The organism is Variovorax sp. RTB1 (assembly GCF_035018765.1).
GTDB lineage: Bacteria > Pseudomonadota > Gammaproteobacteria > Burkholderiales > Burkholderiaceae_C > Variovorax.
Window position 1 is genome coordinate 75,498 of the sequence record NZ_JASJXG010000015.1, and the last position, 24,116, is coordinate 99,613.

Consider the following 24,116-nt stretch of genomic DNA (forward strand, 5'->3'; position numbering starts at 1 on the left):
GATGACCATGGCCGAGCGCTGGAAACCCAACGTCACCGTGGCGGCCGTGATCGAACGCGACGGCCGGTTCCTGCTCGTCGAAGAACACACCGGCGACGGACTGAAGCTCAACACGCCCGCCGGCCACCTCGACCCAGGCGAATCGCCCGCCGAAGGATGCGTCCGCGAAACGCTCGAAGAAACGGCGCACCACTTCGTGCCGACTGCCTTGGTCGGCATCTACATGGCGCGCGCCACGCGCAAGACGAACGGTGACGACGTAACCTACCTGCGCTTCGCATTTGCAGGCACGCTGGGCGCTTTCGAAGCTGACCGCACGCTCGACGACGGCATCGTGCGCACGCTGTGGATGACGGCGGAAGAACTCCGCGGCAACGTCGAGCGCCACCGCAGCCCACTGCTGATGCAGTGCATCGACGACTACCTGGCCGGCCGGCGCTTTCCGCTGGACCTGGTGCATGTCGACACGTCCGTCGCGTCGCTGAAAAAGCTGTAGACGTTCGGGATTTATCGGCCGCGCATACGGGAAAGCCCCGAGCCCAGCGGCGCTTGTCGACCCAGACGCGCTTCCACAATGGGGTCTTCAAGAAGTGACCTTTGGAGACGACATGACAGAAGCCGCCACGCCCGGAAAAACCCCCTGGACGACGTCGTATCCGCCCGGCATGCGCTGGGACGCCGAGCTGGCCCTCAAGCCGGTCGCGCAGTTTCTCGAAGACGCCGCAGCACGCTGGCCCGACAACTCTTGCATCGAGTTCATGGGCCGCGTCATCAGCTACCGCGAAATGGACGAGTTGAGCGATCGTGCGGCCAAGGGCTTCCAGGCACTCGGCGTGAAGCCGGGCGTGCATGTGGGGCTCTTCCTGCCGAACACGCCGCACTATCCGATCGCGTTTTTCGGTGTGCTGAAGGCCGGCGGCGTGGTGGTCAACTATTCGCCGCTCGATGTCGAGCGCGTGCTGGCGCACAAGGTCGAGGACAGCCAGACCGACATCCTCGTCACGCTCGACCTGGCCGTGCTGTACCCGCAGATGGCGCGCATTCTGGCGAGTTCGCGCCTGAAGAAGCTGGTGGTCGGCAGCCTCGCCGAATACAGCGGCGCACCCGACAAGGTCAGCGCGATGCTGCAGGGCGCCGGGATGCTGGCGCCGGTGCCGGTCGACGAAAAGCACATGTCGTTTGCGCAGTTGCTCGAGAACGACGGCGCGGGTGTCGTGCGGCATCCGCTCGGCGACCTAAAGAAAGAAGTCGTCGTGCTGCAGTACACGGGCGGTACCACCGGCCTTCCCAAGGGCGCAATGCTGACCCACGCCAACCTGGGTGCGGCGAGCGCGCAGTACCTCGAATCGACCAAAGGAAATCCACCCATCCTGGACGAAGGCGTGGAGCGCTTTTTGATCGTGCTCCCGCTCTTTCACATCTACGCGCTGAGCGCGGCGATGCTGCTCGGCATGCGGCTCGGCGCCGCGCTGGTACTGCACACCAAGTTCGACATCGACGCGGTGCTGCGCGAGATATCGGTGGGCAGGATCAGCGTATTTCCGGGCGTGCCGACGATGTACACGGCGATGCTGTCGCACCCCAAGGCCAAAGAGACCGACATGACCTCGCTCAAGTTCTGCGGCTCCGGCGGCGCACCGCTGCCGGTCGAGGTAGAGCAGCGCTTCTTCGAGATGACCGGCTGCCACCTGAACGAAGGCTGGGGCATGACCGAGACCTCGCCCTCGGGCACCTTCACGCCGGCACGCGGTGCACGCAAGGCGGGCTCGTGTGGCATGCCGCTGCCGGGCATCCTCATCAAGCTGCTGGCGCTCGACGGCTCCGGCGAAGAGGTCGCCACCGGCGAGCCGGGCGAGCTGTGCGTGAAAGGGCCGAACGTGATGCTCGGCTACTGGAACAACCCCGGCGCCACGGCCGACTCGATGACGCCCGACGGCTACTTCCGCAGTGGCGACGTCGCCAGGTTCGATGCCGATGGCTTCCTCTACATCGTCGACCGCACCAAGGACATGCTGCTGTGCGGCGGCTTCAACGTGTACCCGCGCGTGCTCGAAGAAGCCATCTACGAGCATCCGTCGGTCGCGGAGGTCTGCGTGATCGGCGTGCCCGACGAGTACCGCGGACAGTCGCCCAAAGCCTTCGTCGTGCTCAAGGCTGACGCGGAACCGCTCGAACTCGATGCGCTCAAGACCTTCCTGAAAGACCGCCTTGGCAAGCACGAAATGATCGGATTCCTCGAAGTGCGCAAAGAGCTGCCGAAGACGGCCGTCGGCAAGCTGTCGAAGAAGGACCTGGTCGAAGAGGAAACCCGCAAGCGCGCGACGGCCTGATCACAAATCCGCACGGCGCCCCCGTGCACCGCAACACTGGGACAATCCTTCCCCTATGTTGAAAAAGCAGCGCATCGTGGTGGGCCTGTCGGGCGGAGTCGATTCCGCGGTGACGGCGCACCTGCTGAAACAGCAGGGCCACGAGGTCGTCGGCATCTTCATGAAGAATTGGGAAGACGATGACGACAGCGAGTTCTGCTCCTCGAACATCGACTTCATCGACGCCGCCAGCGTGGCCGACGTGCTCGGCATCGAGATCGAACACGTCAACTTCGCGGCCGACTACAAAGACCGTGTTTTCGCCGAATTCCTGCGCGAATACCAGGCCGGCCGCACGCCCAACCCCGACGTGCTGTGCAATGCCGAGATCAAGTTCAAGGCCTTTCTTGATCACGCGATGCGGCTCGGTGCCGAGAAAATCGCGACGGGACACTACGCACGCGTCCGCTTCGACGATGCGACGCAAAAGCACGAGTTGTTGAAAGGCCTCGACGCCTCCAAAGACCAGAGCTACTTTTTGCACCGCCTGAACCAGCAGCAGCTGTCGAAGACGCTGTTCCCGGTCGGCGAGCTGCACAAGACCGAAGTGCGCCGCATCGCCGACGAGATCGGTTTGCCCAACGCGAAGAAGAAAGACTCGACCGGCATCTGCTTTATTGGCGAGCGGCCGTTTCGCGAATTCCTCAATCGCTACATCTCGAAGGCGCCAGGTCCGGTCAAGGACGAGCGCGGCCGCACTATCGGCGAGCACCAGGGCCTGAGCTTCTACACGCTCGGCCAGCGGCAAGGCCTGGGCATCGGCGGCATCAAGGCCAAGGGTGCGCAGCGCGGTGCGGGCGACCACGCGCCGTGGTTCGTGGCGCGCAAGGACATCGAGCACAACACCTTGTGGGTCGTGCAGGGGCACGAGCATCCATGGCTGCTGTCGAATCTGCTGGAAGCCGACGATGCGAGCTGGGTGGCGGGTGCTGCGCCCGCAACAGGCGACTATGCGGCGAAGTCGCGCTATCGGCAGGTCGACTCGGCATGCGAGCTTGACAAGGGCACCGACCAGGCGTTTCGCCTGGCGTTCGACGCGCCGCAGTGGGCGGTGACGCCCGGCCAGTCAGCCGTCGTGTACGACGGCGACGTGTGCCTCGGCGGCGGCGTGATCGTCTAGCGGATCACGCGGCCAAGTCAGGCAGCCGCCGTCTCGCGCAGTCCCGCCAGCAACTCGTAAGACCGCAGCCGCGCCGCATGGTCGAACACCTGCGAGGTAATCATCAATTCATCGGCGCCCGTGCGCGCGATGAAGGCATCGACGCCGGCGCGCACCGTCTCGGGCGAACCGACGGCCGAACACGACAACACCGAATCGAGCAGCGCGTTTTCCGACGGGCCGACGCGTTGCCGATAGCCTTCGACTGGCGGCGGCAGGCGTCCCGGCCGTCCGCTGCGCAGATTCACGAACGCTTGCTGCCATGAGCTGGCACGGAATTCAGCCTCGGCATCGGTGTCGGCCACGAACACATTGAAGCCGAGCATCACATGCGGCTTTTGCAGCTGCGCCGATGGCTTGAAGGTCTCGCGATAGATGCGGATCGCCTGCATCATTTGCTGCGGCGCAAAGTGCGACGCAAAGGCATAGGGCAGGCCGAGGTGCGCCGCCAACTGGGCGCCGAAGGTGCTCGATCCCAGAATCCAGATCGGCACTTCCAGCCCCTGACCAGGCACCGCGCGCACGGCTTGCCGCGGCTCCTTCGACATGAAATCCATCAACTCGACCACGTCTTGCGGAAACTGGTCCGAGTCCGATTCCAGATTGCGCCGCAGCGCCTGCGCGGTGCGCTGGTCGGAGCCCGGCGCGCGGCCCAGGCCAAGATCGACGCGGCCCGGATAGAGCGATTCGAGCGTGCCGAACTGCTCAGCGATCACCAACGGCGAATGGTTCGGCAACATGACGCCACCGGCGCCGATGCGGATGGTAGAGGTGCCCGCGCCGATGTATGCCAACAGCACCGCCGTCGCCGCGCTGGCGATCCCCGGCATGCCGTGGTGTTCGGCCAGCCAGTAGCGCCGGTAGCCCAGCTTTTCACCGAGCTGCGCAAGCGACAGCGAATTACGGAACGACTGCCCGGCGTCGCTGCCTTCAGTGATGGGGGAGAGATCGAGGATCGAAAGGGGGGTGGATGTCGAAGCCATGGCTTGTATTTTGGTCCGAACCGGCGATTTCCAACGGGTGCGAGAATTTTTCCCCCAGGCATTAGTAGGTGCCCGCCGAGCCGATGCCCCCGGTCGAACACGGGATCGCGCCAACCGCTAGTCTGCTTCGTGGCGCAAAAACCCATGCTTCGAGGCTTGGCGCTGTCTTTTTCGTCCCGGTTCACCCACTACAAAGACGTCAAAAATCGTGCTCATACGTTTGATCTATGTAAGCAAAGTGGTCGATCTGCAATCAACCACACTGACCGACGCGATCTTGCGCACGGCCCACGCCTGGAACACGCAGAACGGTATTACCGGCGTGCTCTGCGAGGGCCAAGGGGTGTTCCTGCAGGTGCTCGAAGGCGAGCGTGGCCTGGTAACGCGCCTGTATTCACGCATCTTTGCGGACCCACGCCACACCGACCTGGAGCTGATCCATTGCGAAAGCATTACCAAGCGCCACTACGGTGAGTGGTCCATGGCGCATGTGAACCTGTCCGACGTGGATCCGCAGACAAAAATCATCTGGCCGGACTTCGATCCCTACTCTCCGGGCGGGGCGCTGGTCATGACGCGCATCGCCGAGCTCATTGCCGAAGGTCGAACGGTCGACGCACCGGCGTCCTGAGACGCAGCGACGTCAAAAAAGCAGCACTCGGCTTTAAAAGGTCCGATCTAGAACGGAATATCGTCGTCCATGTCGTCGAAGCCGGACGACGACTTGGCAGGCGCCTGGCGCGGCGCCGCAGCGGGTGCGCGAGGCGCAGCCGCCGGAGCGCGCGGTGCGTAGCCGCCGCCGCCGCCACCTTGCGAATAGCCGCCGTCGTCGTCGCCACCACCTTGCGGGCTGCCCATACCCTGCCGGCTACCGAGCATTTGCATCTGGTCGACACGGATCTCGGTCGCGAACTTTTCGACGCCTTCCTTGTCGGTGAACTTGCGGGTCCGAATCTGTCCTTCGACGTAGATCTGCGAGCCCTTGCGCAGGTACTGCGCGGCAATTTCAGCCAGCCTGCCGTTGAAAACGAGGCGGTGCCACTCGGTCGCCTCCTTCATCTCGCCACTGGACTTGTCTTTCCACTTGTCGGTGGTCGCGATGGCCACGTTGCAGACCTGATCGCCACTGGGAAAGGTGCGGCTTTCGGGATCGCGCCCGAGATTGCCGACGAGGATGACTTTATTGACCGATGCCATGTGCACTGCCCCTGATGAAGGATTGAAGGAGAAGGAAAAGAGGAATTGTGCCCCATGCGTCTGCCGCCGGGCCGCGCAAAGTCGTGGTGACTGACGGGTGACAATTGCGGTTGTCGATGAACGCCGAGCCCAACTTTTTCCAGCACCTGCGCGCCGAGCTTTCCGGCGGCCGTCGCTGGCTCGATCGGGCCGTCGTGCTCAGCTACGCGATCGCGGCGGGCCTCTCGGTCGTCGGCATCACGATCGCCAGCGACTGGGCCTTCAAGGGCTTTCATCGCTTTTTCACCGCGTGGCCCTGGGCTGTTCTCGTCGTCACGCCGCTGCTGACGGCGTTCATCGTGTGGGCCACACGCAGTTTCTTTGCTGGCGCCAGCGGGTCCGGCATCCCGCAGGTCAAGGCGGCATTGCATTCGGCATTGCCGCCAGACCGGCGCCGCATCTTCGTCTCGCTGCGGCTCAGCGCAGCCAAGCTCGCCCTCACGATGACGGGTTTTGCTGCGGGTCTGTCGCTCGGGCGCGAAGGCCCTTCGGTGCAGGTCGCAGCCGGCGTCATGCAGCACGCACGACGCTGGCTGTCGCCTCACAGCGCCATCGACACGCGCGCATTGCTCATCGCCGGTGGCGCCGCCGGTATCGCCGCCGCCTTCAACGCGCCCCTGGCCGGTGTGGTGTTCGCCATCGAAGAACTGTCGGGTCGGCTCGAATCGCGCGCCAGCGGACTGATCATGACGGCCATCGTGCTGGCCGGCCTGGTGGCCGTGTCGGCCTTTGGCAACCTGAGCTATTTCGGCATCATCAAGGTGCCGCGGCTGGGCTGGGATTCGCTTGGGCCCGGCCTGCTGATCGTGCTGATCAGCGGCGTGGCGGGCGGGCTCTTTTCGCGGCTGCTTATCGCTTCGCTGACCGGTGTGCCGGAACGGCTCAACCTTTTGCGGGCGCGCTATCCGATTCGCTTCGCGGCGGTCGGTGGACTGGTCATCGCCGTCATCGGACTGGTCACTGGCGGCGTGACCTTCGGCGCCGGCTCGGAGGCTGTCAAACGCATGCTCGAAGGCCACGACGCGCTCACGCCGCTCTACACCTTGCTCAAGTTCATCGCCACCTGGCTCACGGCCTGGTGCGGCGTGCCAGGCGGCATCTTCGCGCCGTCGCTGTCGATCGGTGCCGGCATCGGCAGTGCCGTCGCGCAAATCGCACAGGCCGACATGGGCCCTGCGCTGATCGCCATGGGCATGGCAGCATTCCTGGCGGCGGTCACGCAGGCGCCGCTGACGTCATTCATCATCGTCATGGAAATGGTCGACGGCCATGCGATGGTGCTGAGCCTGATGGCGGCGGCCATGCTAGCCAGCCTGGTCTCGCGAATGATCAGCCGGCCGCTGTACGACACCTTGGCCGATCACATGGTGGCGACTGCGATCGGCACGAACTTGCCGGTCGCGCCGGACGAGACGGACGACGCTGCCGAAGCACCGCTTTCCGTGCCCCCTTTGCTGGCACCGGAACCGACCGAAGCCCCGCCATCGCACTGACAGCCTGAGCGACTTATCATGCTCGGTTGCCCAAAACGGACTGCCCGTGAACTCCCCCATTGACGATGCCTACCTCGGCGCCGTGCTCGCACAACAGCGCATCAGCATTCGCGGCGCCCGCACGCACAACCTGAAAAACGTCGATCTCGACATCCCGCGCAACAAGTTGGTGGTCATCACCGGCCTGTCCGGCTCGGGCAAGTCGAGCCTGGCGTTCGACACGCTCTATGCCGAAGGCCAGCGGCGTTACGTCGAAAGCCTATCGGCGTACGCGCGTCAGTTTTTGCAGCTGATGGACAAGCCCGACGTCGATGTCATCGAAGGCCTGAGCCCCGCGATCAGCATCGAGCAAAAGGCGACCAGCCACAACCCGCGCTCCACCGTGGGCACCGTCACCGAGATCCATGACTACCTGCGCCTGCTGTACGCACGCGCCGGCACTCCCTATTGCCCCGATCACCACTTGCCGCTGCAAGCGCAGACGGTATCGCAAATGGTCGACGCGACCATCGCCCTGCCCGGCGAGCCGCGGCTGATGATCCTGGCGCCGGTCGCGCGCGAGAAAAAGGGCGAGTTCCTCGACCTGTTCGCAGAGATGCAGGCTGCCGGCTACGTGCGTTTCCGGGTCGATGGTGCAACCTACGAATACAACGACCTGCCCAAGCTCAAGAAGACCGAGAAGCACGACATCGACGTGGTGATCGACAGGCTGCGCGCGCGGCCCGACATGCAGCAGCGGCTGGCGGAGAGCTTCGAGGCCGCGCTGAGACTGGCCGACGGCCGTGCCATCGCACTCGAAATGGAAACGCCCGAGGGCGAAGACAGCGCGACGAACATCACGCCGGCGAGCAACGCCGCCGCGCCCAAAGAGCACCTCTTCAACGCCAAGTTCGCCTGCCCGGTCTGCCACTACTCGCTGGCCGAACTCGAACCGCGCCTCTTCTCTTTCAACTCACCAGTCGGCGCCTGCCCGACTTGCGACGGCCTCGGCCATCGCGAGTTCTTCGACCCGGCGCGCGTGGTCGCGTTCCCGTCGCTGTCGCTGGCGAGTGGCGCCATCAAAGGCTGGGACCGCCGCAACGGCTATTACTTCAGCATGCTGGAGAGCGTGGCCAAGCACTACAAGTTCGATATCGACGCACCTTTCGAATCGCTCGACGCCGCCGTCCAGAACGCCGTGCTGCAAGGTTCCGGCGAAGAAGAAATCAAGTTCAGCTACGCGATGGAAAGCGGCCAGCAGGCCGGCAAGAAGCTGTCGCGCAAGCATCCCTTCGAAGGCATCATCCCCAACATGGCGCGGCGCTTTCGGGAGACCGATTCGGTGCTGGTACGGGACGAACTCACGCGCTTTCGCAACATGCAGCCGTGCCCCGACTGCGGCGGCACGCGGCTGCGGCGCGAGGCGCGCAATGTGTTCCTGGTCAGCGCACCGCCGGCCGACGGCAGCGAGCCGACGCGTACGCCCATCTTCGAGATCAGCCACGTCACGCTGCGCGAATGCCTCGCGTACTTTCAGACGCTGCAACTGCGCGGCTCCAAGGCCGAGATCGCCGACAAGATCGTGCGGGAAATCGGACTGCGGCTGAAGTTTCTCAACGACGTCGGACTCAACTACCTGAGCCTCGACCGCAGTGCCGAGACGCTGTCGGGTGGCGAATCACAACGCATCCGGCTGGCATCGCAAATCGGCTCGGGCCTTACCGGCGTGATGTACGTGCTGGACGAGCCGAGCATCGGCCTGCACCAGCGCGACAACGACCGGCTCATCGGCACGCTCAAGCACCTGCGCAACATCGGCAACAGCGTGATCGTGGTCGAGCACGACGAAGACATGATCCGCGCCGCCGACCACGTGATCGACATGGGTCCGGGCGCCGGCGTGCACGGTGGCCGCGTGATGGCGCAAGGCACGTATGCGGAAGTGGCGGCCAACCCCGAGTCGCTCACGGGCCAGTACCTGTCGGGCGTCAGAGAAATCGCGGTGCCGAAACACCGCACGGCATGGCTTCCGGTGGTCGCCAAGGCGGCTTTCAACGACGGCAAGAAGTCGCGCTTTGCGCCGAGCCCGGCAGCCGAACGCCGCGCCGCGCGGGAGGCGGCGCACCTGGCTTCGCAAAGCGAGCTGCAGGAAATCCGCGTCATCGGCGCGACCGGCAACAACCTGAAGAATGTCAGCGTCGCTTTCCCGGTCGGCCTGCTCACCTGCGTGACGGGCGTGTCGGGCTCGGGCAAGTCGACGCTCGTCAACGACACGCTCTACAGCGCGGTCGCCCGCACGCTGTACCGCGCGCACGACGAGCCGGCAGCGCACGAGGCGATCGAAGGCATCGAGTACTTCGACAAGGTCATCAACGTCGACCAGTCGCCCATCGGGCGCACGCCGCGCAGCAATCCGGCCACCTACACCGGCCTCTTCACGCCGATTCGCGAACTCATGGCCGAGACCAACACCGCGCGCGAGCGCGGCTACGGCCCAGGGCGCTTCAGCTTCAACGTGGCGGGCGGACGTTGCGAGGCCTGCCAGGGCGACGGCGTGGTCAAGGTAGAGATGCACTTTCTGCCGGACGTGTACGTGCCGTGCGAGGTCTGCCACGGCCAGCGCTACAACCGCGAAACGCTCGAGGTGCAATACAAGGGCAAGAACATCGCGCAGATTCTCGACATGACGGTCGAGGTGGCGCACGAGTTTCTGAAAGCCGTGCCGACCATTTCGCGCAAGCTGCACACGCTGCTCGACGTGGGCCTGAGCTATATCAAGCTAGGCCAGTCGGCGACCACGCTGTCTGGCGGCGAGGCGCAGCGCGTGAAGCTTGCCCTGGAGCTCAGCAAGCGCGACACCGGCCGCACGCTCTACATCCTGGACGAGCCGACCACCGGTCTGCACTTCGCCGACATCGAGCTGCTGCTGAAGGTGCTGCACCAGCTGCGCGACGCCGGCAACACCATCGTGGTGATCGAGCACAACCTGGACGTCATCAAGACCGCCGACTGGCTGATCGACATGGGGCCGGAGGGCGGCGCCGGCGGCGGCGAGGTGGTGGGTGAAGGCACGCCGGAGGACATCGCTGCGAACGAGGCGAGTCATACGGGGCGGTATTTGAAGCGGCTGCTGTAGCCTTCGAGAGCCGTTGCACAATTTGCCTTTCGTAGGCCCAATCGGCATCTGGCGACAAAACCTAACCCCATGGAGCGCACCTTCAACCACCGCATCCCTCCGGCCGAGCAGCCGGCATACAAAGCCTCCGAAGTCGCCGCCGTGCTGGGCGTTCCGAAGACGACGATCGGGGCGTGGTGCTTCGGTCAGGGAAGTGGTGCGGGCCGCAGCTTCAAGCCATTGGTGAGCCCGGCCGACGAGACCGGCCGGTTTTTGTCCTTTACCAACCTGTGCGAACTGCATGTGCTGGCTGTCATTCGCAGACACCACCTCATCAACATGGCAACTGTGCGGAGCAGTCTCGACTATGTGCGCAAGCAACTCCAACAAGACCGCCCGCTGATTGCTCAAGAGTTCATGACGAACGGCGTCGATCTTTTCATCGAGAAGGCTTCGCAGCTCATCAACGTTTCGCGCGACGGGCAGACTGCTTTGCGCGGCGAGTTTCAGCAGGCGTTGGCACGGATCGACCGAAGCGCGCAAGGTGGGCCGGTTCGACTGTTTCCGTACAGCCGAATTTCTCCGGACGTGTCGCAGCAACCCAAAGCGGTTGCGATCGATCCGCAGATTTCGTTCGGGCGGCCCATTCTGTTGAATGCGGGCGTCATGACTGCCGTAATCAGCGACCGTTTCATGGCGGGCGACTCCGTCGCGGAGATGGCGCAGGACTATGGCGTTGCCGAGACCGACATCGACGAGGCTCTCCGTTTCGCTCAAAGGCTGGCCGCCTGACACGTCTTGGTCGCAGACCAATCAGTCCTCTTCATTGACCGTTGCGCATGGAGCGGCAAGTTGGGCGCCGCGCTTGACGCAGCAGGTATCCCGTATGTACCGCACAACCGCCATTTCAAGCACGACACTCCTGACGAAGTCTGGCTCACGGCCGTCAAAGACAACGGCTGGTTGATCCTCACCCGCGATCAACGCATTCGCTATCGGATCAACGAGCACCGGGCCCTTGTGGAGGCGAAGCTGATGATGTTCGTGTTGAGCCAGGGCGGTCTCACCGCTGAAGAAACGGGGCGCATAGTTTGTGCCGCGTATCCCGAGATCGTTCGGCAAGCAAACGTGAACCAACCGCCTGCGCTTTTTTCGATCACTCGATCCGGTGAAGTGAGCAGACGCAAGCTATCGGCTTGACATATTCGCGCACCGCGCGAGTGCAGCCGCGCGACCCGCGCACCAACAAGACGGTGCGCTGTTTCAAGCTGGCTCCAAACACGCTTTGGTGCTGGACCTTCACGGGCGCGGCCCTTGCCTGCACAGTCCGCATCGGAGCGTCTCACGGTCGTCGTGAGCGCATTCGGATGTCGACTCACAGGAGTTTTTTCATGAAGCTGAACCGGTTCTTTTCGCTCGCCGTTCTGTCGCTCGCCGCCAGTGGCGCCGCCCTTGCACAGACCAAGGAAGTGACCTTCGCGCACCAGGACATGCTGGTGCCGTTGCGCCTGGTCATGGAGTCGGGCGAGGTCGAGAAGGCCACGGGCTACAAGATCAACTGGCGCATGTTCGCCGGTGGTGGCGATGTGATCCGCGCCATGGCCTCCGGCGACGTGCAGATGGGCGAAGCCGGCTCCAGCCCACTGACCGCGGCGGCCAGCCAGGGGCAGGACATCAAGCTGTTCTGGATCTCCGCCGACATCGCCGATGCCGAAGCGCTGGTGGCGCGCAACGGCTCCAACATCACGAGCATGAAGGACCTGGTCGGCAAGAAGGTGGCGACGCCATTCGTCTCGACCGCGCATTACCAGCTGATGGCCGGCATGAAGATGGACGGCGTCGACGGCAAAGCGGTCAACGTGATGAACATGCGGCCACCCGAGATCGCGGCCGCATGGGAACGCGGCGACATCGACGCGACCTTCATCTGGGACCCGGTGCTGTCGAAGATCAAGAGCAACGGCAAGGTCATCGCGACCTCCGGCACCATCGGCAAGAAGGGCGCACCGACCTTCGAAGGCATCATCGTCAACGCCAAGTGGGCCGAGGCCAACGAGCCGTTCATGATCGCTTTCGTCAAGGCGCTGAACCGCGCCAACGAAGAATACAAAGCGTCCGGCAAGAGCTGGACGGCAGAGTCTTCACAGACCAAGGCGATGGCCAAGTGGACCAAGGCGAACCCAGCCGATGTCGGTCCTGCCATGGCGCTCTACACCTTCCCGACGATGGCCGAACAGGTCTCGCCGACATGGCTCGGCGGTGGCGCTGCCAAGGCCATGGCCGGCACCGCCGCATTCCTGAAAGAGCAAGGCCGCGTGCAGGAAGTGAAGCCCGACTACGGCGCATTCGTGACCACTGCGTACGTGCAGAAGGCGATGGCCAAGTAACGCGTCGCCACACCAGGTCGCCACATCACCGAAGGAGCACGCGATGCCCACGCTCGACATCCGCGACCTCGAGGTCCACTACGCCATCAAGGGCGGCTCGTTGCAGGCGCTGGCGCCCGTCAACCTGACGATGCACGACGGCGACTTCGTGGTCGCGCTGGGTGCATCGGGCTGCGGCAAGAGCACGCTGCTCAACTGCATCGCGGGCTTCTTGCCGCCATCGAGCGGCGAGATTTTGCTCGACGATAAACCCATCGTCAGCCCCGGCGCCGACCGCGGCGTGGTGTTCCAGAAGCATGCGCTGATGCCCTGGCTCAACGTGCGCGACAACGTCGCGCTGGGCCTGCGCTTCGGCGGCATGGACACGTCGAAGCGCGATGCCATTGCCGATGCCAAGCTGGCGCTGGTCGGCCTGGAGAAGTACGGCGACCGCGCGGTCTATGAACTCTCGGGCGGCATGCAGCAGCGCGTCGGCATTGCGCGTGCACTCGCGAGCGACCCGGCCTTGCTGCTGATGGACGAGCCGATGGGTGCGCTCGATGCCTTCACGCGCGAGACGGTGCAAGAGATTCTTTTGCACGCCTGGCAAGCGTCGAACAAGATGGTCTTCTTCATCACGCACTCGGTCGAAGAGGCGCTGTTTCTGGGCACGCGGCTGATCGTGATGAGCCCAAGCCCCGGCCGCATCTCGCATGTCTACGACGACGTGCCGTTTTCGCGGCAGTTCCTCGCGCACGGCGACGCGCGCAAGGTCAAGTCGGAGCCGGAGTTCATCCGCATGCGCGAAGAAGTGCTCGCCATCATTCATCACCGGGAGGCTACACATGTCTGATCTGGTCATCGCACCGAAGACCACGCGCTTCAAGGTGCCGGGCGAAGGCAACAGCGCCGGCATCAGCGTGGTCACCGTGGTGGTGTTGATCGCGATCTGGTTCGCCATCACCAACCTCGGGTGGGTCAAGCCGCTCTTTCTGCCCACACCGCAAGCGGTGTTCCAGCAGTTCTACGAATACCTGATGGGCACGGCCAACGACAAGCCGTTGTGGCAGCACTTCCTGGCGAGCATGTTCCGCGTGTTCGCGGCCTTCATCCTCGCGTGCGTGACGGCCATCCCGATCGGCATCGCGATGGGCATGTCGCGCGTGATGCGCGGCATCTTCGACCCGCCGCTCGAGTTTTACCGGCCGCTGCCGCCGCTGGCTTATCTGCCGCTCATCATCATCTGGTTCGGCATCGACGAAGTGCCGAAGGTCCTGCTGATCTTCCTGAGCTGCTTCGCACCGCTGGCACTGGCCGCACGCGCCGGCATGCGAAGTGCGTCGCAAGAACAGATCAACGCCGCGTACTCGATGGGCGCCAGCTACCTGCAGGTGATCCGCCACGTGATCCTGCCGTCGGCCATGCCCGACATCCTGATCGGCATGCGCATCGCCATCGGCTTCGGCTGGACCACGTTGGTCGCGGCAGAGATGGTCGCCGCCAACCTCGGGCTCGGGCAGATGGTGTTGAACGCGTCGAACTTTTTGCGCACCGACATCGTGATCATGGGGATCATCGTGATCGGGGTGGTGGCTTATTTGTTCGATCTGTTGATGCGCTGGGTCGAGCGCAGGGTCGTGCCGTGGAAGGGCAGGATCTGATGGACAAAACCTTGAAAACCTGCAAAATTGGGATTGATTTCATTTTTCGGCGCAATCCCGAAATCCTGGACTTTCGCCTGGAACGCATCTTGCGTGACTGAATCGACTGGCGCTCTCAGCGCCTTTTTCTGGAGCATTTATGAAATTGATTTCATTCGTCGCGCAACGTGCGGTCTTGTTGCTCGCCGCGCTGGCTGCGTCCGCCGCCCTGGCTGCCGATCCCACCACGCTGGTGGTCGGCATGTACCGTCCGACGCTGTCGCTCAACCAGGCGCTGAACCCCGACTACACCAGCACGGTGACCGGCTCGCAGGTGTTCGCGAGCCTGCTGCGCTTCGACGCGCAAGGCAAGCCGCAGCCCTATCTCGCCAAGTCGTGGGCTTGGTCGGCCGACCAGCGCACGCTCACGCTCAAGCTGGTCGAGAACGGTCTTTTCCACGACGGCAAGCCGATCACTTCGAAGGATGTGAAGTTCTCGATCCTGACGGTCAAGGGCCTGGCCGGCCGCGTCTCCAAGTTCAATGCGATCACCGAGGTGCGCACGCCCGACGCCTACACAGTGGTGGTGCAACTCGACCGTCCGGCGCCATCGATCGTGCTGGCGATGTCGAGCCCGTTCCTGCCGATCCTGCCGGAGCACGTCTATGGCCAGGGCAACATCCGCATGAATCCAGCCAACACCACGGGGGCCGTGGGCTCCGGCCCCTACAAGTTGGCCGAGTTCAAGGCCGGCCAGTACGTGACGCTGGAGCGCTTCGACAAGTTCTTCCTCGGCCAGCCCAAGCTGGAGCGCATCGTGTTCAAGGCCGGTTCCGACCTGCAGACGCTGGTGCTCGGTCTGGAGCGGGGCGAGATCGACATGATTCCCTACATGTACGACTGGCGCCTCATCAAGCGCCTGTCGACCGACAAGCGCTTCACGATGACATCGGAGGGTTACGGCGGTATCGGTCCGCTCAACAACCTGATGTTCAACCTGCGCCACAAGCCGCTCGACGACGCGCGGGTGCGCAAGGCCATCGCCTATGCAATCGATCGACCCTTCATCGCGAAGGCATTGCTCGGCGGCGTCACGACGGTGGCCTACAGCCCGCTGGCGCCGACCACGCCGTTCTATACCGACCAGGTCGAGACCTACGCCACCGATCTCAAGAAAGCAGCCGCGCTGCTGGACGAAGCCGGCCTCAAGCCGGGCGCGGACGGCATCCGCATCAAGCTCACCATGCACTACCCGCCGGGCAATGTGGACTATCACAAGAACGGCGCCGAATACATCCGCTCGCAGCTGCGCAAGGTGGGCATCGACGTCGACGTGCGGGCCTCCGACTTCGTCAGCTGGCTCAAGGCCACGGGCAGCGGCGATTTCGACATGACCATGGTGTCGCTGTTCAATTTCGGCGACCCGGCGTTCGGCGTCGCGCCGCAGTACTCGTCCGCCAACATCCAGCCGCTCCCGTACGCCAACAACGCGAACTATCGCAACCCGATCGTGGACGACCTGCTGGACGCCGGCTCGGTCGAGATCGATCCGCAGAAGCGCGAACGCATCTACGCGCAGTTCCAAAAGATTGCGATGGACGACGTGCCCATCCTCCCGCTGACGGTCCTGCGGTACCAGACCGTGATGCGAAAAGGTTTGGTCGATCTGCCTGCCGGTTTTTGGGGCACGGCCGCGCCGTTCAACGACACCCACTGGGCGCCCGAAGCGGCCAACTGATCGCAACCAGGACATGAACGCCATCACCTTCGTCACAGGGCGGCTGGCCAATGCGTTGGGTCTCATCTTCGCGGTGCTGGTGTTCAGCTTTTTCCTGTTGCACCTGGCGCCGGGCGATCCGGCGCTGGTGATCGCAGGCGACTCGGCCGATGCCGCCACGCTGGCGCAGGTCCGCAGCTTGTACGGGTTCGACCAGCCGCTTCTGAAGCAACTGTCGACGCACCTCTGGCGCATCGCGCACGGCGATCTCGGTCAGTCGTACTTCTTCAACGCACCCGTCGCGCAGCTGGTAATGGAGCGCATGCCAGCCACTTTGTTGCTGGTCGGTTCGGCGATCACCATCGCGGTACTGCTCGGCACCACGCTTGGCGTAGCCGCAGCTTGCCGGCCACGCGGCATCACCAACGCAGGCATCACAGTGCTATCGGTTGTCGGCTTCGCCGCGCCGGTGTTCTGGACCGGCATCGTGCTGGTGCAGCTTTTCGCATCGCATTGGCCGGTGTTCCCGGTCAACGGCATGCGCGACGTGACCCAGCGGCCTGGTGGCGCGATCGCCGGCGCGATCGACGTGCTGCATCACCTGGTGCTGCCGACCGTGTCGCTGTCATTGTTCTATCTGGCGCAATACAGCCGACTGTCGCGCGCCACCATGCTTGAGGTGCTGAACGCCGACTACGTCCGCACCGCCCGGTCCAAAGGCTTGCCGGAACGCCTCGTCGTGTTCAGGCACGCGCTGCGCAACGCGATCCTGCCCGTGCTCACCGTGCTTGGATTGCAGGTCGGCCAGTTGTTCGCCGGCGCGGTGCTGGTCGAGGCCGTCTTCAACTGGCCCGGCCTCGGCACGCTGGCATTCGAGGCCATCCTGCGGCGCGACACGCCCGTTCTCATGGGCATCCTGCTGTTCTCGGCCGTGATCGTGGTGCTGACCAACATGGTGATCGACGGGCTCTACCGCCTGATCGACCCGCGCATCGGATCGGGCATGCAGGGAGCAGCCGGATGAACGCCAGCACGACCCTGGCCGACGAGGCGGCTGCGCCCGCGATGCCTGCAGGCCGATCCGCGACGACCAGCCGCGGGAAGTTCCGCGAGGCCGCGCAGATTTTCTGCCGCAATATCCCCGCGCTGGTGGGACTGGTGCTGTGCGTACTCATCGTTGCTGCGGCGATCATCGGCCCGTCGATCTACCACGTCGAGCCGTTCGAAACCGTCGCGGCCCCGCTGCTCGCACCGGGCGAAGACGGTGCACCGCTGCTCGGCACCGACTACCTCGGGCGCGACCTGCTGGCCGGCCTGATCCACGGGGCCCGCGCCACCCTGCTGGTCGGCGTACTGGCCACCCTGCTCGCCATGCTGCTGGGCGTTGTCGTGGGCGCACTGGCCGGCTACTACGGCGGCCGCGTCGACCGAATGCTGATGCGGCTGACCGAATTCTTCCAGGTGATGCCGCCGGTGCTGCTGGCGATGGTGCTGATCGTGCTGCTGCAGCCGACACTGCTGGTGCAGGCCGCAGCGATCGGCGCGGCCAGCTGGACCAGCGCGGCACGGCTCACGCGCGGCGAGTTCATGCGCATCCGCCATCTCGACTACGTGGCCGCAGCACGCACCATGGGGGCCAGCGACAGTTACCTGATCTGGCGCGTGATCCTGCCGGCGGCCATGCCGCCGCTGGTGATCTCGGCCACGCTGACCATCGGCGCCGCCATCCTGTTCGAAAGCGGCCTGAGCTTTCTCGGCCTGTCGAACCAGAACGTGATGAGCTGGGGCCTGATGATCGGCGGCAACCGACCCTACATGCTCGACGCGTGGTGGGCCACCACGATGCCCGGTGCGGCCATCTTCACTTCGGTGCTGGCGATCAGCCTGGTGGGAGACGGCCTCAACGAAGTGCTCAACCCGAGATTGCGCGAACGATGAACCCGAGCGAACCCCTGTTGTCCGTGCGGGGCCTGAACCTCGTGCTCCACACACCCAGCGGCACCAAGCAAATCCTGTACGACCTCGATCTCGATGTCGCCGCCGGCGAAACGCTGTGCCTGGTCGGGGAATCCGGCAGCGGAAAGAGCATGACTGCTTTGGCGCTGCTCGGGCTCGCGCCGCGCGGCGCACGCACCACCGCACAAAGCATCCGCTTCGGCGGCGAGGAGATCGCCGGCTTCGACGGTCATCGCATGCGCGCGCTGCGCGGCCGCCGCATGGCGATGATCTTCCAGGAGCCGATGACCGCACTGAACCCGCTGCTCACCATCGGGCTGCAGATCACTGAATCACTGCGCCAGCACTGCGTGGTACCGCGCAAAGAGGAGCGCGAGCGTGCCGAGGCACTGCTGCATTCGGTCGGCATCGCGGATCCGGCGCGGCGCCTCGATGCCTACCCGCACCAGCTTTCCGGCGGCATGCGCCAGCGCGCGATGATCGCCATTGCACTCGCCGGAGAGCCGCAACTGCTGATCGCCGACGAGCCGACCACCGCACTCGACGTGACCGTGCAAGCCCAGGTGCTCGACTTGCTGAAAGACCTGCAGCGGCGCCTCGGCACCGCCATGATCCTGATCACACACGACATGGGCGTGGTGGCCGACGTGGCCGACCGGGTCAACGTGATGTATGCCGGCCGCAAGGTCGAAGACGGCCCCCTGCGCGACGTGCTCTCATCGCGCGCCCACCCCTACACGCGGGCGCTGGTGTCGTGCATGCCGAGGCAACAGCAAGCCCCTGTCGCAGGACGCCGTGTGCCGTTGCCCGAGATACCCGGCGTCGTACCTTCGACCACTTCGCTGCCGCCGGGCTGCGCCTTCGCACCGCGTTGCGCCTACGCCGAGCCGGCCTGCACGCGCAGCATTCCGCCGCTTGTGCAGCTGCGGCCCGACCACGCCACCGCCTGCTTGCGGCAACTCGAAGGCGCTTTGCCATGACGACGCAGAGCGACGACACCTTGCTCGAGGTCGATGACCTCGCCGTCCACTTTGCGCTGCCGCGTGCACGGCCCTTCGCCCCGGTCGACACAGTGCGCGCAGTCGATGGCGTGAGCTTTCGCATTCGACGCGGCCGCACCTTCGGCATCGTCGGCGAAAGCGGGTCCGGCAAGACCACCACCGCACAGGCCGTCATGGGGCTGGTTCGCAAGACCCGCGGCACCGTGGTGTTCGATGGCGCAGTGCGCGAACGCCTCTCGCCGGCCGAGCAGCGTCGGCACCGGCGCGGCTACCAGATGATCTTCCAGGACCCGTTCTCCTCGCTCAATCCGCGCCTGCGCGTGGACCAGCTGGTGCGCGAGCCGCTTGACCTGATGGGCATCGGTGTGCCGGCCGAACGAACAGAACGCGTGGCCGAAATACTGAATGCCGTAGGCCTGCGCGCCGACCAGCACCAGCTCTTTCCGCACCAGTTTTCGGGTGGGCAGCGCCAGCGCATCAGCATCGCGCGCGCACTGGCCTCGAACCCCAAGCTGGTGGTGTGCGACGAACCGGTGTCGGCCCTCGACGTGGCGATCCAGGCGCAGATCCTGAACCTGCTGGCCCGGCTGCAGGACGAGTTGCAGCTGACCTACCTCTTCATCTCGCACGACCTGCATGTGGTGCGCTACCTGTGCGACGACATCGCCGTGATGTACCTCGGACGGATCGTCGAGCAGACGCGCGCAGAGGCCATCTTCGACGCGCCACTGCACCCCTACACATGGTCGCTGGTGTCGGCCATCCCGGGCAACGCGCATCTGACCGGTGGCCGCGCGCCCGCGGTGCTGCGCGGTGATCCGCCGAGCCCGACGCGGTTGCCACCGGGCTGCCGCTTCGCCGGCCGCTGCCCCTTCGCCGAGCCGCTTTGCCATGTGTCGGAACCGCAGTTGCGCGCCATGCCGGGCGACCGGCTGGTGGCCTGCCATCGGGTCGACGACCACGGCGTCGGGCCGCAACACGCATGAACCTTTTTGCCCTGGAGCCATTCCCTTTGCCGACCGAAGACCTGATTCTGAAAAAGCTGGAGGGCCTCGCTGCCGCCTTCAACCGCCACGATGTCGACGCCGTGCTGTCGTTCTTTGCCGAGGACTGTTCGATGGAACTGCCGCAGGGGCCAGAGCCGTGCGGTCGGCGTTTCGAGGGCAGAGTGGCGGTGCGCAGCGGCGTCGCATCGCGCTTCGCCGGCCTGCCGGACGTGCACTACAGCAACGTGTCGCACCGCGTGATCGGCCAGCTCGGCATCTCGCGCTGGACGGTTTCCGGCACCACGTCGGGCGGCGAGCGCATCGTCGCGAACGGCTGCGACTTCTATTCCTTCGACGCCGAAGCGCGGGTCACGAAGAAAGATTCGTACTGGAAAATCGTGCAGAACCAGACCCTGGAAATGAACCCGGAATGAAACAGACCGCGCCCGCGTCGGTGCCGCGAAACGCAAGCCGGCGGCCCGCTGCCGTGGCTTCGGTGCAGGAGGTCGCCCGCCGCGCGGGCGTATCGCCGGCCACGGTGTCGCGCGCATTCAACTCGCCGCACCAGTTGAATCCGGACACGCTCAAGCGGGTGACCGAGGTGGCACAGGCGCTGCGCTACCAGCCCAACGGCGTGGCGCGTTCGCTGCGCCGCAACCGCAGCATGGCCATCGGCGCGGTGATTCCGTCGTTTCGCCACGGCTACTTCGGCAGCACGGTCGAAGGCCTGCAGGCGGGTTGCCGCAAGGCCGGCTACTCGCTGCTGATCGCCACCTCGGACTACGACGAGAAGCAGGAGCTGGATGCCGTGCACGCGATGATCCGCCAGGGCGTCGACGGTCTGGTGCTGGTGGGCCTGCAACGCGACCCTGAGTTGGAGGCCTTGCTGGAGCAGGGCGGCATTCCGTACATCGTCACCTGGTCGTACAGCCAGGACGTGCCGTGCATCGGCTTCGATCACCAGAAAGCGATGGAGCGTGTCACGCGCCACCTGCTCGACCTCGGGCACGAGCGCTTTGCCGTGATCATGGCTTTTTTGCGCGTGAGCGATCGCGAACGCGACCGACTGGCCGGGATAGCGGGCGCGTTGGCCGCCCGGGGCGTGCCGTTGCCGGGTGACCGCATCCTGTTTGCCGGCGGCAGCGGCCTGCAGGACGGACGCAACGCATTGCGCGCTGTGCTGCAACAGCACCCGGACACGACCGCCGTGCTCTGCGCCAACGATCTGCTGGCCGCAGGCGCCATCATGGAATGTCGCTCCCGCGGCATCGCCGTCCCCGAGCGCCTGTCGATCACCGGCTACAGCGACCTCGAACTCGCCTCCGCCATGGAGCCGGGCATCACCACCATCCGCACCCCGGCCGAAAAGCTGGGCCACATGGCGGCCGAATGGCTGGCACACAAGCTGGCCGGCGAACCCGTGATGGCACGTTGCGAACTCGAAACCGAACTCATCATCCGCGGCAGCACCGGCCCTGCTGCGCGCACCACTGGAACAGGCACGTCATGAACTCCATCGACACCGAAGACTTCATCGCCAAACGTTACGAGGTGCTGGTCGAACGCGACGTCCGTTACGGCGAGGCCATGGTCGACCACGGCACCACGCCCCGCATGCGGCCGCTGCTGCTCGACATCTACCGCCCGCAGGCGGCGCCGGTCATGGCCCGGCCGGCGCTCGTGCTCGCATTTGGCGGGGCCTTCCACCGTGGCTCGCGCCAGAGCGACACGGTGATCGAGGACGGGCACGAGAACACGCCGGTGTCGGCCTATTGCCACGAGTTCGCGCGGCGCGGCTATGTCTGCTTCTCCATCGACTACCGGCTCACGCCCGAAGACCCGCACCCAGGCAACACGCCGTTGCTGCTCAACCCGATGAACGTCAATCGCGACCGCATCGATTTCGTGCGCGGCATCATGGGACTGCCGCCGTCGACGCCGGTCATGATCGCCAACGCGATGGAAGCGGCGATCGACGACATGGGCACCGCGATCGACTGGGTGCACGCGCAGGCCGGTACGCTGGGCGTGAACCCGCAGCAGATCGCCGCTGGAGGCTTCTCGGCGGGCGCGATGATGGCGCTGGCCGCCACCTATGGCCAGCAGAGTCCGGCCGCCGCCGTGGTGGCGCTTTCGGGTGCGATGGGCCTGGCCGAAATGCATCGCTATATCCGCAGCGCAGACGCACCGCCCGCGCTCCTGTTCCGTGGCGAGAACGATCTGCCGGGCATCGGCCCGATCAGCCACGAATTGCACCTGCACATGCAATCCGTCGGGGTCGATCACGAGAGCTATGTCGTCGCAGACGGCACACACTTCTATCCACGCACCGCCACGGCCATGCCCGTCATGGGCGACAGCACGTCGACGCTCGAAGACGCGATGGCGGCATTCCTGTGCACGCGCATGGTGGCACCGGATCGACGCCCTGCACTGGCCTGACGCGAACCGGCCTTTCAGTGCCGATCGCGACCGAGCGACCGCACTGCCGCCTGCAGCGCGAGGATACCCGGCTCGATCTGCCCGACATCGATCGATGACAGCCGGAGCCTGAAGTACGGACAAGGCCGTGGCGGCTGCGCGAAGAACACATCGCCGGGTTCGATCAGCACGCCGTAGTCGCGGGCCCGCAGCGGCAGTGCGCCGCCATCCATGCCGTCGGGCGTCTTGACCCATATCGACGCACCGCCCTGCGCTGGCGTGCAGGTGAATTCCGGGAGGTGCGCGGCGAGCGCCCGGGCCGCCACCTGCATGCGTTGCTGCAGCACCTGGTTCACGCGGCGCGCATGCGAGTCGTGATGGCCTAGCGACAAGAAGAGCGCGTAGGCGTGCTGCAAGAAAGCGCTGGGGTGACGCACCATCGCATGCCGCAACACGCGCAGCTCGCTCACCAGCTCCTTCTGCGCGACGATGTAGCCGAGCCGCAATGCGGGCGACAGGCTCTTGGACAGTGACCCGATGTAGATCACGCGGCCGGTCTTGTCGAGGCTCTTCAGCGCCGGCGTGGGGTCGCCGACATACAGGTTCTCGGCTTCGTAGTCGTCCTCGATGACGACGAAGTCCTGCAGCGCCGCCTTGCGCAACAGCCACTGGCGGCGCTCCAGGCTCAGCGTTGCCGTGGTCGGGCTCTGGTGCGACGGCGTGACGAACACGTAGTCGAGATCAGGCAACGCATCGACGACCAACCCTTGTTCGTCGACCGGAATGCCGATGAGCTGCGAGGTGCGCAAAGAGAAGGTGTTGCGCGCATGCGGGTAGCCGGGCTCTTCGAAGCCGACGCGGGTGCGCTGGTCGAACAGCGCTTCGGCGATCAAATAGAAGGCGTGCTGCGCGCCGACTGTCACCAAAATTTCTTCAGGCCGCGCGAACACGCCGCGCTTGGGCAACAGCCGCGTGCGGATCTGCTCGACCAGGTCGGGCATGTCGTCGGTCTCGAAGTCGGGCGTCCAGTTGGGCAACTGAGAGCGCGCCAGACTGCGCACGCAACACTCGCGGAAGTCTTCTGTGGGAAACAGCTGCGCATCGTGCGTGCCGTAGACGAAGGGGTAAGCGAAGTCCCGCCAGTGCGCCGGCTTCGACAGCGTGGGCATGTCGCGCAACGAGCGCAGCACGCGCTGCGACCATGCGGGCGGCGGGCCGGCCGATGCACCGCTCGCGCTGAAGGGGTCGACGATGCGGTCGGTCGCGGCGCCGATCGAAGCCGGCTTTGCGCCGGCCTTCACGAACACGCCGGAGCGCGGCCGCGATTCGAGATAACCCTCGTCCACCATCTGCTGGTACACGGCGGTCACGGTGTTGCGACTCAAGCCGAGTGCCAGTGCGAGGTCACGCGAAGAGGGCAACGCCGCGCCTTCGGCCAGGCTCCCGTCGAGGATCACCTGCACCACACGCAAGCGAAGCCGCGACTGCAACGGCAAGCCTGCATGACCGTCGAGCGCGAACAGCTGTGCCCACAGCGGGGCTGTCGACGGGGGCTTGATGGGAGTCATCGCACGCTCCTGGATGGTGCATGCGCGTCGCGTCTGGCTTTCACGATTGCGAGGGCCTGGCTCTATGGGGTAGTAGAGCCCGAGCTTAACCTCGTGATACCTAGCGAAAGCCCTGCATTGAAGGGGC

General features: G+C 65.0%; 22 protein-coding genes. 19 read left to right on the forward strand and 3 right to left on the reverse strand.

The annotated features are described in order from the left end of the window. The first annotated feature begins 7 nt into the window (after positions 1 to 7). The 3 genes from QN397_RS12000 (at position 8) to mnmA (ending at position 3,489) form a co-directional block, all read left to right on the forward strand. Positions 8 to 496 carry an NUDIX hydrolase gene (locus QN397_RS12000; RefSeq protein WP_323497880.1) on the forward strand — a complete coding sequence of 163 codons (489 nt, stop codon included), beginning with the start codon at positions 8 to 10 and terminating at the stop codon, positions 494 to 496. 112 nt (positions 497 to 608) lie between these two features. Continuing rightward, the gene (locus tag QN397_RS12005) at positions 609 to 2,330 is read left to right on the forward strand and encodes a long-chain fatty acid--CoA ligase (protein WP_323497849.1); all 1,722 of its coding nucleotides are present in this window, start codon (positions 609 to 611) and stop codon (positions 2,328 to 2,330) included. Positions 2,331 to 2,388: 58 nt separating this feature from the next. Next, on the forward strand, positions 2,389 to 3,489 hold the full coding sequence (gene mnmA, locus QN397_RS12010) for a tRNA 2-thiouridine(34) synthase MnmA (RefSeq protein ID WP_323497881.1): 1,101 nt from the start codon (positions 2,389 to 2,391) through the stop codon (positions 3,487 to 3,489). A 17-nt stretch (positions 3,490 to 3,506) separates the two neighbouring features. Here mnmA and QN397_RS12015 read toward each other — a convergent pair whose 3' ends face one another. Then, a complete protein-coding gene (locus QN397_RS12015; RefSeq protein WP_323497850.1) occupies positions 3,507 to 4,511 on the reverse strand; it encodes an LLM class flavin-dependent oxidoreductase in 1,005 nt (334 codons plus the stop codon). Positions 4,512 to 4,719: 208 nt separating this feature from the next. Between QN397_RS12015 and QN397_RS12020 the strand changes: the two genes are divergently transcribed. Continuing rightward, positions 4,720 to 5,142 (forward strand): BLUF domain-containing protein, encoded by a 423-nt coding sequence (locus QN397_RS12020; protein WP_323497851.1) that lies wholly within the window; start codon positions 4,720 to 4,722, stop codon positions 5,140 to 5,142. A 47-nt stretch (positions 5,143 to 5,189) separates the two neighbouring features. Here QN397_RS12020 and ssb read toward each other — a convergent pair whose 3' ends face one another. Further along, positions 5,190 to 5,708 carry a single-stranded DNA-binding protein gene (ssb, locus tag QN397_RS12025; RefSeq protein WP_323500961.1) on the reverse strand — a complete coding sequence of 173 codons (519 nt, stop codon included), beginning with the start codon at positions 5,706 to 5,708 and terminating at the stop codon, positions 5,190 to 5,192. Positions 5,709 to 5,824: 116 nt separating this feature from the next. Between ssb and QN397_RS12030 the strand changes: the two genes are divergently transcribed. From QN397_RS12030 to QN397_RS12100, 15 genes are all read left to right on the forward strand, one after another. After that, positions 5,825 to 7,240 carry a chloride channel protein gene (locus tag QN397_RS12030; protein ID WP_323497853.1) on the forward strand — a complete coding sequence of 472 codons (1,416 nt, stop codon included), beginning with the start codon at positions 5,825 to 5,827 and terminating at the stop codon, positions 7,238 to 7,240. A gap of 46 nt (positions 7,241 to 7,286) precedes the next feature. Then, complete coding sequence (uvrA, locus tag QN397_RS12035) at positions 7,287 to 10,355, forward strand: excinuclease ABC subunit UvrA (protein ID WP_323497854.1); 3,069 nt, start codon at positions 7,287 to 7,289, stop codon at positions 10,353 to 10,355. Between the two features lie 69 nt (positions 10,356 to 10,424). Further along, a complete protein-coding gene (locus QN397_RS12040) occupies positions 10,425 to 11,126 on the forward strand; it encodes a DUF433 domain-containing protein (RefSeq protein ID WP_323497855.1) in 702 nt (233 codons plus the stop codon). Positions 11,127 to 11,132: 6 nt separating this feature from the next. Further along, on the forward strand, positions 11,133 to 11,534 hold the full coding sequence (locus QN397_RS12045; protein WP_323497856.1) for a hypothetical protein: 402 nt from the start codon (positions 11,133 to 11,135) through the stop codon (positions 11,532 to 11,534). Positions 11,535 to 11,725: 191 nt separating this feature from the next. Then, entirely contained in the window at positions 11,726 to 12,721 is a 996-nt protein-coding gene (gene tauA / locus QN397_RS12050; protein ID WP_323497857.1) for a taurine ABC transporter substrate-binding protein, read from the forward strand. A 43-nt stretch (positions 12,722 to 12,764) separates the two neighbouring features. Beyond that, the gene (locus QN397_RS12055; protein WP_323497858.1) at positions 12,765 to 13,553 is read left to right on the forward strand and encodes a taurine ABC transporter ATP-binding protein; all 789 of its coding nucleotides are present in this window, start codon (positions 12,765 to 12,767) and stop codon (positions 13,551 to 13,553) included. Further along, the gene (locus QN397_RS12060; RefSeq protein ID WP_323497859.1) at positions 13,546 to 14,361 is read left to right on the forward strand and encodes an ABC transporter permease subunit; all 816 of its coding nucleotides are present in this window, start codon (positions 13,546 to 13,548) and stop codon (positions 14,359 to 14,361) included. The genes QN397_RS12055 and QN397_RS12060 overlap by 8 nt, the downstream gene beginning before the upstream one ends. A 139-nt stretch (positions 14,362 to 14,500) precedes the next feature. Further along, positions 14,501 to 16,078 (forward strand): ABC transporter substrate-binding protein, encoded by a 1,578-nt coding sequence (locus QN397_RS12065; protein WP_323500962.1) that lies wholly within the window; start codon positions 14,501 to 14,503, stop codon positions 16,076 to 16,078. Between the two features lie 13 nt (positions 16,079 to 16,091). Continuing rightward, positions 16,092 to 17,081 carry an ABC transporter permease gene (locus QN397_RS12070; protein ID WP_323497861.1) on the forward strand — a complete coding sequence of 330 codons (990 nt, stop codon included), beginning with the start codon at positions 16,092 to 16,094 and terminating at the stop codon, positions 17,079 to 17,081. After that, a complete protein-coding gene (locus QN397_RS12075; RefSeq protein ID WP_323497862.1) occupies positions 17,078 to 17,995 on the forward strand; it encodes an ABC transporter permease in 918 nt (305 codons plus the stop codon). The genes QN397_RS12070 and QN397_RS12075 overlap by 4 nt, the downstream gene beginning before the upstream one ends. Continuing rightward, complete coding sequence (locus tag QN397_RS12080) at positions 17,992 to 18,993, forward strand: ABC transporter ATP-binding protein (RefSeq protein ID WP_323497863.1); 1,002 nt, start codon at positions 17,992 to 17,994, stop codon at positions 18,991 to 18,993. Before QN397_RS12075 ends, QN397_RS12080 begins: the two co-directional genes overlap by 4 nt. Next, positions 18,990 to 20,000: an oligopeptide/dipeptide ABC transporter ATP-binding protein gene (locus QN397_RS12085; RefSeq protein ID WP_323497864.1), complete on the forward strand. Its 1,011-nt coding sequence runs from the start codon at positions 18,990 to 18,992 to the stop codon at positions 19,998 to 20,000. The genes QN397_RS12080 and QN397_RS12085 overlap by 4 nt, the downstream gene beginning before the upstream one ends. After that, a complete protein-coding gene (locus QN397_RS12090) occupies positions 19,997 to 20,434 on the forward strand; it encodes a nuclear transport factor 2 family protein (protein WP_323497865.1) in 438 nt (145 codons plus the stop codon). The genes QN397_RS12085 and QN397_RS12090 overlap by 4 nt, the downstream gene beginning before the upstream one ends. Beyond that, on the forward strand, positions 20,431 to 21,510 hold the full coding sequence (locus QN397_RS12095) for a LacI family DNA-binding transcriptional regulator (protein ID WP_323497866.1): 1,080 nt from the start codon (positions 20,431 to 20,433) through the stop codon (positions 21,508 to 21,510). Before QN397_RS12090 ends, QN397_RS12095 begins: the two co-directional genes overlap by 4 nt. Next, a complete protein-coding gene (locus tag QN397_RS12100) occupies positions 21,507 to 22,442 on the forward strand; it encodes an alpha/beta hydrolase (protein ID WP_323497867.1) in 936 nt (311 codons plus the stop codon). The genes QN397_RS12095 and QN397_RS12100 overlap by 4 nt, the downstream gene beginning before the upstream one ends. Positions 22,443 to 22,456: 14 nt before the next feature. Here the strand turns inward: QN397_RS12100 and QN397_RS12105 are convergent, their stop codons facing one another. After that, entirely contained in the window at positions 22,457 to 23,989 is a 1,533-nt protein-coding gene (locus QN397_RS12105; RefSeq protein WP_323497868.1) for a PLP-dependent aminotransferase family protein, read from the reverse strand. Positions 23,990 to 24,116 lie beyond the last annotated feature (127 nt).